The organism is Persicobacter psychrovividus (assembly GCF_036492425.1).
GTDB classification, from domain to species: Bacteria; Bacteroidota; Bacteroidia; order Cytophagales; family Cyclobacteriaceae; genus Persicobacter; species Persicobacter psychrovividus.
In genome coordinates this window covers 1222618-1236478 of the sequence record NZ_AP025292.1, presented here as the reverse complement: position 1 = coordinate 1236478, position 13861 = coordinate 1222618, and the positions used below count along the sequence as shown (strand labels likewise).

The window sequence follows — 13861 nt, the reverse complement described above, 5'->3', positions numbered from 1 at the left end:
GTGTTGATGGCAAGCAACAGCTTGCAGTAATTTGGGGTCGTTGCAGCGAACAACGACCAGTATTTGGTTTAATTTTTTTTATCGCAGTAAACTGCTTATTTTACTTTGAGGGCCGTTTCTTTACTCGCTTTAACTTTTGTGCATAATCTCCAGCAATTTTCAGATAAGTATCGGATGGCATCCCTTCATAAGTGGAGAAATCCAGTGGTCCCGCCGGTTTTCGGTTAATACATTTAAATATCGCCGTTCCTTCATCGATTTCATCAAACATCGCTACATAAATGTTGCTTGCTTTTGCATCGATATTGGCCTGTAGTAGTTGCTGAAAGAAAAGTCCTTCCTCCCGCTTTATCATATTCACCGGAAAACTATCCTCCTCGCCTCTTTCAAAAAGACTTAAATTATGATTACTAAAACCCGGGTAAGTAACCGGTACATATTTTATCTGATGGGTATCACACCACGCCTGATCCTCAGCAACGATCTTCTTATACCTCTCCAATGCATAAGGGTGATTATCGAAACGTCCCACCATCCATGGCATAATGATATCGACACGCTTCATGACCTCCAAGAATTTGGGATCGGTTATGCAGTCATTTTTCAGTGTCCGCCAGTAAGTAGGTACCCCAACCATCACCGCACACCCTCCATATTCGGGGTCATGTTGCAGAAAATCCAACAGCGTTTCAATTTGAATTTTAAAGGTATCATAGGGGCGTTCTTTGAAACCAAGTCCCCAAATAGCAACGACAGGCTTCCCTTGATCATAAAGATAAGTTTGCTTTTTCCCCTGCCGTGTGATGCGAATGCTGTCAATTAAATATTTCCAGTCATCAATGATATCCTGACAATCGGTATTTGAGGCATTCATCCCCGACAAATCATACATAACCGCCCACGCCCGCTCGTGCTTTTGCGCCGCTTGCATTCCATTTTCAAGCACCTTTGTCATGGTATTTTTTGTTCCAGGAATGTAGCGATTTACATAAAACCGTTGCATAAAAGCCCCATCAATCTGATAATCCTTCATCCACTGAAAATGCAGGTTCAATGTGCTTTTATCGACACTGCTAAACACCTTCACCTGTTCGCCATTTTTAAAATAAAATGGGGTGTCATAGGTTTTCTTATATTCTGAAACATCAGGCCATAGATCAATAGTACAATGTTCTGTATCAAAAAAACCGTTTTTACCATAATGAATCCACCAGTTTTCCCCGGAAGGATCGCCAGGCGTTCTGAACCACCCCTGGTATCCGGCCATCAAAAGCTGATCATATTGCATAAACCGTGACTTCGATTGATGCTTCGCTCCATGATCAGCCAGCAGTGGATTTACAGATATCCAACACAAAAAAAAGCAAATTAAATGTTTCATAATCACCTATAATTTAACCAATAAAAACACATATCAGTCGTGTGAAAAATTCATTATTTTATCGCATGTAAATAACCGTCAGACGACATCACGTAAGCCATTCCGTCGTATAGTGCCGGTGTGGATTCTTCCACCTTGTTGCCCAAGTCATACATCCAAAGGGTTTGCGGGCTGCCGTCCTCAGTGGGTTCGGGTTTGATCGCATAAAAGAAAGGGTCTGAAACCGAAGCGCAATAAACGGTCCCATCGGCACCCACTACCGGCCCACTCAAACCACCACCAGGGTGTTCCCAAAGGACTTCGCCAGTTTCGGCATCCATTCCATACAGGATCGACTGCACGCAAATACCCCCCAATCCGACACCCCGCCAAGTAGAGGCGAATACTTTTCCATCATGATATGCGGGCGTTACATTGAAAGTCGCTCCCTGCTCGAAATACTCCCACAGCACCTCGCCCGACAAGGCGTTCAGACAACGAAAACGAGGTCCGCCAATCGGTAAATAAATGCGATCATTCTTGACAATCGGCACACCGGAATCCGTTCCACCATCCAAAGGGAATTTCCAGTTGATGTGTCCCGTTTTTTTGTCCATCGCATACAGATAATGATCCCAACTTCCCCAGAAAACCTGATCTTTCTCCAACATCGGTTCACTGCAGATCGAACGATCCAAGCGGTGTCGCCAGATCAGAGCACCCGTCTCGGCATCCATCGCATTGACATTGCCATCGATACTCGGCACATAAACCATTCCGTCCGAAACATTGGGAGAGCCGAATACCCAGCCAATATCCTGTGTCCATTCGGGTTTGCCGGTTTTGGCATCTACGCAGTAGAATTCATCCTCCCCACTGTGCACACCAAAGTACAATTTCCCTTGATCGTAAACCGGCGCACCACATTGTGAAGCTCCCGCTTCAAATTTCCATAATTCTTCACCTGTTTTGGCATCGACTGCATAGACAAATCGCATCGGTGTACCGAAATAAAGGACACCATCCACGACGGTAGGCTTAGACATGAACCTTGCGCCACCAGCAATTTGATCGGTTAGAATTCTGTTGCCATTTTTTTCAAAACAGGCAATCTGACTCAGCTCCCATTTCAGTTTGCCTTTCAAGTCATAACAGCGGGTTTTCAGGTCTGTATCATTGACCAAAACATACTGATCGGTACTGACCAAATCCGCTAAAACAGCATGATTGCCAATCTTGATTTTATCCTTAATCTTGGCTTTATTTTTTAGACTGATATGATAAAGAGAACCTTTCATGGTGGCGACAAAAAGATGGTCATTTTGTGCCGTAGGCTGTGCTCTTACCCAATCATCCATCCTCAATTGCGCTTCAAGATTTCCGTTTTCCTTATCAAAAATATATAATTCCTGATTAGCCCCTCCGACGATTAATTTGCCCTGATGCACCAATGGTTTGGAGAAATGACGGAAAGCTCTTGGATTGGGATTTTTCACCTGATACGACCAACGTTCAGCCCCCGTATTTTTATCCAAAGCATAAACAAAACCCGCATTATCACCGAAGTAAACATTACGGTCATCGTAAGTGATTTCTTCATTCACAGACCCTTTTGCTCGAAACTGCCAAGCCAATCGTTTACTCGAAGCGGGGAATAATTTTAAATCCGCACGCATTCCATAAACATATCCGATCTGATTGGCCACATACACTTGATTCCCATCCAAAACCGGTGGACAAAACGTATGACCAATATTAAAATCCCACAATTTTTTACCTGACTGCTGATCTCGGCAAATGATGCGATTGAATGACTGAGCAATAGCCGGAACAGCTTCAATATCCTGCACCCCATGCGGGAAAATGGCATATTTCTCATTGGCACTGAAGGCGGGTAAACCCACACGGTAATCGACATGACCAGCCTCAACTTGCCTGATAGTCTCCCCTGTTTTCTTATCAACATAGACCAAATCACGGCTTGGTCCTTTGTTGCCTCGGCTTCCGCATTCCCGATACATCACCACATCTTCCAATACCACAGGCGTGGACATATTGCTTGGTGTATTATAGATCTGATCCATCATGATCTCGGCCGTCTGACGGTTCGTCCACAGCTTTTCTCCCGTATGAATATCAACCGCATATAGGGTTTCACGCATTCCGGGAGAAGATAAATAAACGACATTGCCATCCACGACCGGCGCAGATTCCCATGGTAATCCTACCGGAAATTTAAAAGCCATTTCGCCTTGCTGCGGCCCCATGGCTCCGGTAAAACCACTCAAGCCATTATCTCCTTTATAATGCGTCCAGTTAGGTGACTTTTTATTAGACGCATAAGCAGGACGGTCCGATTTCTTCACCAACGGCGGATGTTCTGCCAATTTTTTCTGAGACTGTTCCAAAGCCATAAAACCATCATCCACAATCTTGCATAGCTTGACTTTTTGTTCCTCCGTAAATTGCTGCGGCTTACCTTCATTCCAGAAAATGGTATTCCACCAGACAATTTTTCGCAAGCGTTTATCAATATCGAGGTAGGACGTTAAGTCTGCTCCTTGCTGTTGAAGCAAAACCATCCATAGTTTCATTTTAAAACAACGCAAGCGGAAATCTTCCCATTCGGTTGGTTGCTCACTGACCTGCTGACGCATAAGGTCAAGCTCCTGATCACCAGAAGGAAATTTAATGTCCTGCGCCTGTAAATTGACTGTCAGCAGAAGTAGAAAAAATAAGAATACTTTCGCTTTCATGTTGGTTTTGGTTGATGTTGGTATTTGATCTATCGCGAGAGTCCCTCTCGTGATAGGCCTTGTTTCAAATTCCTATCACGAGACAGAGTCTCGCGATAGGGAAAACAAAAAATTGGACATAAGGTCAGGCACATAGGCCTGACCCTACATAGAATTTAAATTTGTTGGCTCTTGCCCCATTCTTTATTCGGCTGATCCCCCATTTCGAATTCCAACAAACCACCTTTGGCGATGTCTTGGTAATCGATAAATGGTGTCGATAACTCTTTACCGTTCAGACTTACTTTCTGAACATATTTATTGGTTTGGCTATTGTTTACCGTCTTCACTTCGAAGGCTTTACCATTAGGTAAATTGTATTTGAAGTTCTTGAAAATCGGGCGTCCGATAGTGTAAGTGGTTTCCCCTGGACAGAACTGATAAATACCTGAAGCATTCAAAATGAACCAAGCAGACATCTGCCCACAGTCCTCATTTCCGGCAACGCCATTTGGATCATTGAAGTAATAATGATACATCACCGAATCCACCAAAGCCTGTGTTTTGTAAGGCTGACCCAAATAATTATAGAAGAATGTGGTATGATGACCAGGTTCGTTACCATGCGCATACTGACCGATCATTCCGGAAATATCATTGGAACGGTGTCCTCCAGTAATCTCTGAACTCATCGAAAAGAATTGATCCAACTTGGTAATCGCTTTCTCCTGACCGCCCATCAATGCTGTCAAACCTGCTACATCATGCGGCACAAACCAAGTCCACTGCCAGGCATTTCCTTCACAATAATCATCCTTTCTATGCTTCGAGGCCTGTGGGTCAAAAGGCGTTCTCCAACTGCCATCGCTCATCTTTCCTCGCATGAAACCGGTCGAGGCGTCAAAGTACTTTTTGTAGTGCTTGGAACGATCAGTAAAATACTGCGCATCTTCTTTTTGTCCTATGCTCTTGGCGAACGCACCCAGCGCCCAGTCATTGTAAGCAAACTCCATTGCTTTGGCTACTGATTCAATATCTTTGTCGCCAGGAATAAAGCCCAGAGTTTCATTATAATATTTTCCTGGAGCCATCATCTTATTGAGTACCCTTTTGTTCGGTGCCAAAATATTGGATGAATCGTACATCGATGAGCGCTTCATGGCTTCCATTGCCAATTCGACATCAAAGTTACCGTGGCCCTTGGCATAGGCATCTGTGATGACTGATATCGCATGTGCCCCGATCATCGTTCCGGTATAGTTTGCTGCCAATTCCCACTTAGGCAAGATGCCTCCCTCTTGGTATTTGCTCAAAAGGTTACGGATGTACTGTTCGTTCTCTTCAGGTGCAATAATAGTCTGTAAAGGATGATACGCCCGGAAAGTATCCCAAAGAGAAAATACCGTGTGCATCTTTTCTCCTTCTTCCAACTGTCCGATCATCTTGTCCATTTTCAAATATCGACCATCCACATCAGAGAAAACGTTCGGCTGAATAAGCGTATGATACAAGGAAGTGTAAAGGATTTTCTTCTGCTCCAATTGTTCATCTTCCACCTCAATCACAGCAAGGGCATCATTCCAAGTTCTTTCTGCCGAAGCCACTACTTGATCAAAGTCCCACAGTGCGTTTTCAGTCATCAGATTGTTCTTGGCTCCCTCAAAATCCACTGCTGAGATACCTACTTTTGCCAATAAGGGTTGGTCTGAATTCTTGAAAGTCAAGATCGCTTTTGCGCGCTTGGCCGTTAATTCTTCTTTAGCATCAACCGCTACGGTATCTTTGAAAAATTGAATATCAAAATCCTGATTGAACTCAGCATAGAAATAGATGGTTTGATCTTTTGCCCAACCTTTGGTATTTTTCTTTCCTTGTAAAGTATTTTTATTGACTACCTTAAATTCATTCACCTGATTTTTATTAAATCTTTCCTGTAACACATGTGTTAGATCGATGATCAATTTTGGGGTAGCTCCTTTTGGATAAGTGTAACGATGAAAACCTGTTCTGAGCGTAGTCGTCAGTTCAGCATGAATCTGATCATCTAACAGCTGAACGCTATAATAGCCCGGTTTTGAGGACTCTTGATCGTGACTGAAACGAGAACGGTAGCCTTTGTCCGGATCATTATCTTCGCCACGAACCAATGGTTTTTCGCCCACAATCGGCATGAAAAGGACATCACCGTAATCGGCAATTCCTGTACCACTCAGGTGGGTATGGCTGAAACCGATAATCGAATGATCGTCAAAATGATAACCTCCGCAGGCATCCCAACCGTTGGTTTTGGTATCGGGGCTTAATTGTACCATTCCATGAGGAAGCGTCGCACCAGGAAAAGTGTGGCCATGTCCGCCTGTCCCAATAAATGGATTTACATAATGGGTAAATTGCGTGGTTTCAGTGGTGGATTCCTTCACTTCAGCCTGCCGACAGGAAGTATTCAAAAAGGCGACTAAAATAGTAAAATAAAAAAATGGTTTCATAGGTTTGAATTTTTGGATTGGTCGCAGGTAGGAGCCTACGACCAATTAATGAGTTGTTAAAGGCCACCATAGTTCAAGCGTCTCGCTTGGACTGCGACCTAAATTTATTGGCTGATCCAAGCGGGACGCTTGAACCAAGCTAAAATTATTGAACCAAATAATAGTTTATTGAATCGCGTGCATATAGCCATCCGATGACATCACATAGGCTTTTCCCTTGTAAAGTGCGGGCGTTGATTCCTCCACTTTGTTGCCCATTTGGTACATCCATTTGACTTTCGTCGTTCCATCCCCATTGCCATTGGCATCCACACAATAGAAATATGGATCGGCAATGCTTGGAAAATAAACATCACCTTCCCCACCGATCACGGGACTGCTCAAGCCTGCACCATTCTGCGTCCAAAGCAAATTGCCACTGTCGATATCGATACAATAAACCACGGCCTCCACACAGACACCACCAAGGCCGAGGCCATGCCAGCATGACATATAGACTTTCCCATCATGGACTGCAGGCGTAATATTAAAAATGTTGTTGCCATCCTTGAATTCCCAAAGCAACTCGCCAGTTTTGGCATCGATACATTTATTCTTGACAAAGATTTTTCCATCCTTGACAATCGCCACACCGGAGTCGGTACCAGCACCATTGAATTGCCAGATGATCTCACCAGTCTTTTTATCGAAAGCCTTCAGGTAATCATCCCAACAGCCGAAATATACACGTTCATCATCCACGGCAGGCTCACTACAAACCGACTTGCTGAATGGCTGTCGCCAGACGATCTGTCCGTTATTGGCATCCAAAGCCCAGGCATAACCGTCGATACCCGGAACATACACCATACCATCGGAAACTGTCGCCGATCCCCACACCCAGTCCACTTTCTGCGACCAGATCAGATCTCCAGTTTTAGCATCGAGGCAGTAAAATTCATCTTCGCCACCTTGCTGACCGACATAGATTTTATCCTTATAGATGGTCGGCGCACCGGAAATAGAGGCCCCCAGTTCAAACTTCCATTTTTCTTTACCTGTTTCGCTATCGACAGCAAAAACAAAGCGCATCGGCGTTCCGAAATAAATGGTATTATTCGAAGCGGTAGGTTTAGACTGATAATAGGCTCCACCCGCAATCTGATCGGTTAAAATACGATTACCATCCTTCTCAAAAGATTCAATCAAACTCTTCTTCCAAAGCGTCTTTCCTTTGGTGGAAATCGCGTGTGCATAGAGGTCGGTATCGTTGACCAAGATAATATCATCCTTTATGGCTAAATCCGCCAAAATCGGATGGTGAGCGATATGCTTTTCAAATAAGGTTTTTACTTTTCCTTTCTTGATTTCTACTCCATAAAGGGTTCCTTTCAAAGTAGCAAAGAACACTTGATTTCCTTTGGCTACCGGCGCCGACTTGATCCAGTCATCGGCTTTGAAATCCATGATTTCTTTTCCGCTTTCCAAGTCCAAACCATACAAATGTCCATTAGCTGCACCGATAAATACTTTGTTATCCGAAACAAATGGTGTGGTGAAATGACTGAAGGCATGTTCCTGAACATCTTCCGCCTGAAATTCCCAAATCAATGCTCCTGTCTTATTATTCAAACAATAAACTTTGCCGTCATTCGCACCAAAAATCAGGCGATCATTCAACACCAATGGTTGTTTGTTGATCGGCCCGCCGGCACGGAACTGCCACTGAGGTTTTGGTCTGTAAAATTGTCTTTTGGTCGCATCCCAAGAATACATATAGCCGTCCTGCGTTCCGACATAGACTCTTTTTTGATGCAATACAGGTTCGGCGAAAGTATAGCCAACCATATAATCCCACATCACTTTACCTGTTTTAATATTTTTCCCGATCACGCGATTGGCCGCCTGAGTTTTCGGTGGCGTATCATGAATATCCTGAATCCCGAAGGTATAAACCACCAAGTCTTCATCAGCATCAAAAGGCGCATTTCCTGCACGATAATCTACATGCCCGGCCAAGATTTCACGCTCAATTTTACCGGTGATTTTATCGACCACCACAATTTCCTTCGTTGGGCCAGAATTCCCTCTTGCGCCCAACTCTCTGAACAATATTTTATCTTTCAACACTACTGGCGTACTCTGATTATTGGGAGCATGGTAGAGCTGGTCGCCCATGATCTCAATAATTTGCTGTGTTTTCCAGTGCTCCTCACCTGTTTTCAGATCCACACAAAACATATTGGTTCGCACGCCAGGCGACGACAAATACACTCTATCACCTTCAATCTGAGGCTGTACTTCCCAAGCCAGTCCGACAGGGAATTTCCAGGCCATTTCTCCTTTGGTTGGGCCATTGGCACCGGTGTATCCACTCAGGTTTTTATTGCCCTTATAAGAAGTCCATGGAATCTCTTTTTGGGTAGCAGCATCAATCGGCTGTTCTGAAGAAGTGAAAGCCAAGGACGGTTGAGTAGAAGCCTGCTTTTGGTATTTTTCCAATACCTGGTATCCACGACCAATGATATCACTCAGCTCCGCAACCTGCGAAGCACTGAACTGCTGAGGCTCCCCGCCAAACCTTAAATTATTCCATCGGGTAACCTTATTCAGCGCATTATCCACCGCCACATATTCCGGCAAAGGTACGCCCTGTTGCTGTAACATCGCCGCCCACAATTTCATCTTGATCGCCCGAAATTTAAAATTTCCCCGATCGGTCGGCGCCTGCACCACCTCTTGGCGTACCGCATCCAACTCAGGGTCTCCACTTTTAATAAAGTGGTCTTTATTATCAGCAAAAGACTGATTTACAATAAGGAAAAAGAAAAAAAGAAAAATGGATTGTCTGCTCATCGCTAAAAATTTAAGAGAGGGCGCTTTCACACCCTCTCTTTTGAAATTAACCAAATTATATTTTACCAGGAAACGTTTTCCTCGATGGGGTTATTCCACCAGGGAGAGTTCAAAGTATAAACGCCATGCATTCCTGCATCAGTCCAATCAGCAATATATCGAACATGATAAGGCCCGCCCTTATCTTCCCCAACAGGGAAGGCTGTAACGTTAGTGTGACGTTGGATATTTCCCATATCGCCATTGAGCGTAAAGATAAATTCCTGTCGACGGATGTCATCAGGACCATCTTGTCCCTCGGCAATTGGTAAAGGCTTCAATACTTCCATCGACTGCTCTTCCCCACTGATGGTCAATGTCAGTAAATGGAAATAATCGTGACGGTGATTCAGTTCCCCTTCAGCAGTAGGCTCCTTAATCACCCCTTCCTTGGTGGCATTCAGTTCATAGGCATCAAGAAACAGCTCCATTACTTCGTCATCATTTTCCTGATAAACACGGTGAACAGTACGATCATCCTGAAGAATAATATCATAGACAACTTTCGTGTTACTAACCTCAAAAGCATTGGACACTGCTTTGTATCCTTCCACCTCTTTGAAGGTTACCACCACTTCATCGGTTGGTGTGAAATAAGGTAAATACCCATTGTAAATCTGAATCATCGGAACAATATTGTTGGCAAACGTTGCCCCTGCCGAAGTCTGATCAATGGTTAATTTTACCGCCTTCATTTCTCCAAATACCTCCAACAAATGGAACGGTACCAGGTTACTCTTCCAGTCAGTGGTTACCCCATTGCCATCCATGTATGCTCCGCCCTGTATGGCCTTATCATAAGTAGAAGTGAACTTCAAAGACTCCTCCTCAGATTGCATAACCTCTCCTCCAAGCGCATTCCCATTTTGATCTTCTATGAATGTGTTGCTGATTTCGGTCTTGCCATCTGTACTCACCGCTACCGTCCAGCCGTCTGCATTTCGGGTGTATTTAGTACTCAAATCGGGCAACTCTTCTGTCGCATTTTCACTGAAAAACAGCTTAATTTCTCCTGACACATTGTTAGGTGTTCTGCTAATCATCATAAACTCCTGACCTTGCTGATCTGCATTGGCACTGGAAGCATAACGGTGCTCTACCAATGAATCGCTAAGGGTAATGACCTGGCTGATGAAATTGGTTTCCATTACAGACTCCTGCGTTTCATCTTCCGGCTGCGACATCATCACCAATCGATAATTTAGTGTGAGCTGCGTGCTGTCATCATTATATTGAAAAGTTGCATTTGCAGGTGTTACCAACACATCGAGCAGCGGGATGGTCGCCTCAAAAAGAGAAGCTACCGCATTACCGACCTCTTTTCCCTGCAAACTGATCGAATTTTCACCCATCAGTACTGCCTGGTCATATAGCGGGTTTTGTGTGCTCACCAAGCTGATAAATTCGCTGTAGTCAGCTACCCCACGGACACTCAAAGTACCGTTGGGGTTTTGAATGGACTCCCTGAATACCAGGTTTTCTTCTTCTACCTTCTGACAGGCAGAAAAGGCGATGAGCCCTATAAAAAATAAAAAAATCTTTCTCATCACTGTAGGTTTAGTTCACTTTAAATTGACTTCTGAGGATCTTCAGGTAGTCATCACCATAGCTTTGGGCTGGCTCTACCTGCTTATCGAGGCTCCAGTTGTTAAAGCTGTCCAAAATCACCATTCTCGTTGCCGAAGCACTTCTTTTGGCGATGTTACAATTGGTAATGAACCATTGTTCATCCTTCGGCCAGTCATAAGTTTTTGCTGCAGAATTTAAAATTTTGCCCGTAAAGGAGGGTGAAAACTGAGGGACATAGTCCAAGTCATTTTCCGAAAGGACATCTCTTGAATACACCAAAGCCTGATCGGTATATTGGTGGAACATCACGTATCGGTCATAAGAAGCCTGGTCCACCAAAGCATAAGAAACATGCGACACCGCGTCCACCCCATTTTTGAAGCGGAAGGCATAACGCATAGGAGGCGTCCATTGCCATTGTTCAGCAATCAGATACAGTTCATAACCTTCTCCGTAATTGGCCATTTCCTCCCGGATTTTGGCAAAAACTGCCTGATTGTCATGAGCATGTAAATCCTGCGCCTGACGGATATAAACCACAAACTTGTTGCCTACCTTCTGATAGTTTTCTTTATCAAAGAATACCGTCATTTTTTTGAAATCCTCCACCATGGCATCTACACCAGCTACGGAGTTTTCAATACGGTTTTCGTTGCTCAAGCCCATGGCAGCATAATTATATGCGAGTGCAAAATTAAGTTCAGCAGCATTCTCCACTTCTTGCAATCCTGCAAGGTAGGTACTGTCCTGCGTAAACTGATTGGGTACATAAGCCGAGCGCAAATTCATGATAAAGAAATCAATGCCGCCCTGCTTTGCCCATTTTACATGCTGTTCATAAACCGCCGGATCGTTGAAGGTATAATTGCCTAAAACGGGCACTTCCTTCATTCTCGAGTTCCAGGTAAAACCACCATAATGGGCACCTACGGTATAATCAAACTCTGGAGCCACATCAGGAATTTCATAATTCAAAAAGTGGTCGTCAGCTGTTGGGACATCATTATTACATGACCACAGCATCGCTGATACCGCCAACAATAATATATAATTAATATTTTTCATCTCGCTCAGCATTTATTTAATTATCTCATATGCAACCCCAGCCTTATCGAGGTCTTCGACATTCTCACCATAATAAGCGTGTACAAAATCCCATGACCATTTTGCAGGGTATTTTTCCCACGCTGGCAGGTGATCTTTCGACTTACTGATTTTAATTGGGGTGGTCATATCGTCGCCACCTTGAACCTCAAGCATGCCATTGTAACCTTTGGTATTAAGGTTACGCTCATCAGCCCCGTAAACTACACGCTCTGGGAAATCCAGGTAACGCAACGCCAAATTACGGGATGGCAACAAGTGTGGGCTCATGATCATCCTGCGGGTTCTTTTTTGCAGACACCAGCCATCGTGACCTTGGTTAAAATCTGCGATCCATCTCTGGGTAATGATCTTTTCGAGTGGGTCTTCAGTTACCGAAGAGCTAACAATTCCACAAAAGTTCAGGTCACCTTCACTGACCGTTCCCCACTTAACACCATCCTGCTCGATATATTCATCAAAGGCTAAACTTGGGATGCCATGTTGAGCAAAAGAATGTGCGATACCATTTAGGTAATTTTCCTGTGCCGACTGCCCAGCACCCCAGCCACGAACAACCGCCTCAGCCTTCAAGAAACTTACCTGTGCGGCAGTAACAATTGGGAAAGCCATATCCTGCTTGAGGTAATCCTCATTGAAATCAGCAAAATTGTCTCTTTCAGTAGATTGCAAGGGGTTCAAGTTAGGATCCAGATCCCAGTCAGGCAACACGTAATTTCTCGCCAATGGCCAGCCTACATATGGCACTTTATAACGAACCGCCACCTCTGCATTGGTCGCCTGAGAGAATAAAGTATCTACAAACTCAAAAGGCTTTTTGGCAGGATCAGCGAATACCGAAGTACGGGGATCCTTGAAAGATTTGAGATAAACCATGAACTGATGGTTCATTTTTGGCCACAGGAAGAGGTTGTTTCTATTGACCGCGTTGGAATAGATAAATGACCAGTTTTCTTCGATGGTCCCAAAATCGAGTACAGCATTTTGCATATTGTCCTCAATCATTGGCAAATCATTGTTCATGATTTCATTCACATGCGTTGCGGCAAGCTCAGGAAAAGCATCAGAAACTCGCATGGCGATTTTCAGTCTTAAGCTGTTGGCAAAACGGATCCAGTTATCATTGCTACCGCTGTAAATAGGGTCATTTTTAAAGACATCCTTATCGATATTGATCGTCAGTGAATCACTTTGAGCTTTCAGGTCGGTGAGGATGGTCTCATAGATCAATTCCTCATTATCGAACTTGTTGAAAATCCCATCTTTAATATCGTCCGGTGCATTGAGCGCCTCTTCAAAAGGCACCATTCCGTAAGTGGAAACCATTACTGAATAAGCATAATTTTTCCAGATTCTTGCAATGGCAATACGGTTAGCGTATTTATTGTCCACGTTATGAATTCGTTCGATTTCATCCAGGTTTTTCATCACCTGAACATACCATCGTCTCCACCAGCCATCGGTCCAAACCTGCTCGTAGAAGAATTCTGGCATCACCCCTTGCTGTCCGCCAGCATAATGCGCATATGGCAGAAACATGTAGGTGTTCATCTCTCCCCCAACCAGGTCGAGGGTACTTTTCATCACACCTGGCAGCAGAAACTCCACTTCGGTGTCTTTGAAAACATATTCGTTTTTATTGATATCGTCAAAGTTACTTGTACATGCGGCCATCAATCCGATCAGCAGCGACAAGCATAAGGTCAATGTGTTAAGGTATTTTCTCATGGCTG

General features: G+C 44.1%; 7 protein-coding genes. All 7 read right to left on the bottom strand.

The features are described from left to right. Positions 1 to 100: 100 nt before the first annotated feature. The 7 genes from AABK40_RS05460 to AABK40_RS05430 all read right to left on the bottom strand — a co-directional run bounded on the left by AABK40_RS05460 (position 101) and on the right by AABK40_RS05430 (position 13856). On the bottom strand, positions 101 to 1357 hold the full coding sequence (locus AABK40_RS05460) for a glycoside hydrolase family 99 protein (RefSeq protein ID WP_338397850.1): 1257 nt from the start codon (positions 1355 to 1357) through the stop codon (positions 101 to 103). A 77-nt stretch (positions 1358 to 1434) separates the two neighbouring features. Next, on the bottom strand, positions 1435 to 4116 hold the full coding sequence (locus AABK40_RS05455; protein WP_338397849.1) for an outer membrane protein assembly factor BamB family protein: 2682 nt from the start codon (positions 4114 to 4116) through the stop codon (positions 1435 to 1437). A gap of 155 nt (positions 4117 to 4271) precedes the next feature. Beyond that, positions 4272 to 6581 (bottom strand): GH92 family glycosyl hydrolase, encoded by a 2310-nt coding sequence (locus tag AABK40_RS05450; protein ID WP_338397848.1) that lies wholly within the window; start codon positions 6579 to 6581, stop codon positions 4272 to 4274. Between the two features lie 165 nt (positions 6582 to 6746). Continuing rightward, on the bottom strand, positions 6747 to 9416 hold the full coding sequence (locus AABK40_RS05445) for a PQQ-binding-like beta-propeller repeat protein (RefSeq protein ID WP_338397847.1): 2670 nt from the start codon (positions 9414 to 9416) through the stop codon (positions 6747 to 6749). Positions 9417 to 9478: 62 nt separating this feature from the next. Beyond that, the gene (locus AABK40_RS05440) at positions 9479 to 11002 is read right to left on the bottom strand and encodes a hypothetical protein (protein WP_338397846.1); all 1524 of its coding nucleotides are present in this window, start codon (positions 11000 to 11002) and stop codon (positions 9479 to 9481) included. Positions 11003 to 11012: 10 nt separating this feature from the next. Then, complete coding sequence (locus AABK40_RS05435; protein WP_332920404.1) at positions 11013 to 12089, bottom strand: glycoside hydrolase family 71/99 protein; 1077 nt, start codon at positions 12087 to 12089, stop codon at positions 11013 to 11015. Positions 12090 to 12101: 12 nt separating this feature from the next. Next, on the bottom strand, positions 12102 to 13856 hold the full coding sequence (locus tag AABK40_RS05430) for a SusD/RagB family nutrient-binding outer membrane lipoprotein (RefSeq protein WP_338397845.1): 1755 nt from the start codon (positions 13854 to 13856) through the stop codon (positions 12102 to 12104). Positions 13857 to 13861: the final 5 nt, after the last annotated feature.

Coding starts and splice junctions, on each gene's coding strand:
- AABK40_RS05455 (WP_338397849.1), bottom strand. CDS start 4,116: ATGAAAGCGAAAGTATTCTTATTTTTTCTACTTCTGCTGACAGTCAAT.
- AABK40_RS05450 (WP_338397848.1), bottom strand. CDS start 6,581: ATGAAACCATTTTTTTATTTTACTATTTTAGTCGCCTTTTTGAATACT.
- AABK40_RS05445 (WP_338397847.1), bottom strand. CDS start 9,416: ATGAGCAGACAATCCATTTTTCTTTTTTTCTTTTTCCTTATTGTAAAT.
- AABK40_RS05440 (WP_338397846.1), bottom strand. CDS start 11,002: ATGAGAAAGATTTTTTTATTTTTTATAGGGCTCATCGCCTTTTCTGCC.
- AABK40_RS05435 (WP_332920404.1), bottom strand. CDS start 12,089: ATGAAAAATATTAATTATATATTATTGTTGGCGGTATCAGCGATGCTG.
- AABK40_RS05430 (WP_338397845.1), bottom strand. CDS start 13,856: ATGAGAAAATACCTTAACACATTGACCTTATGCTTGTCGCTGCTGATC.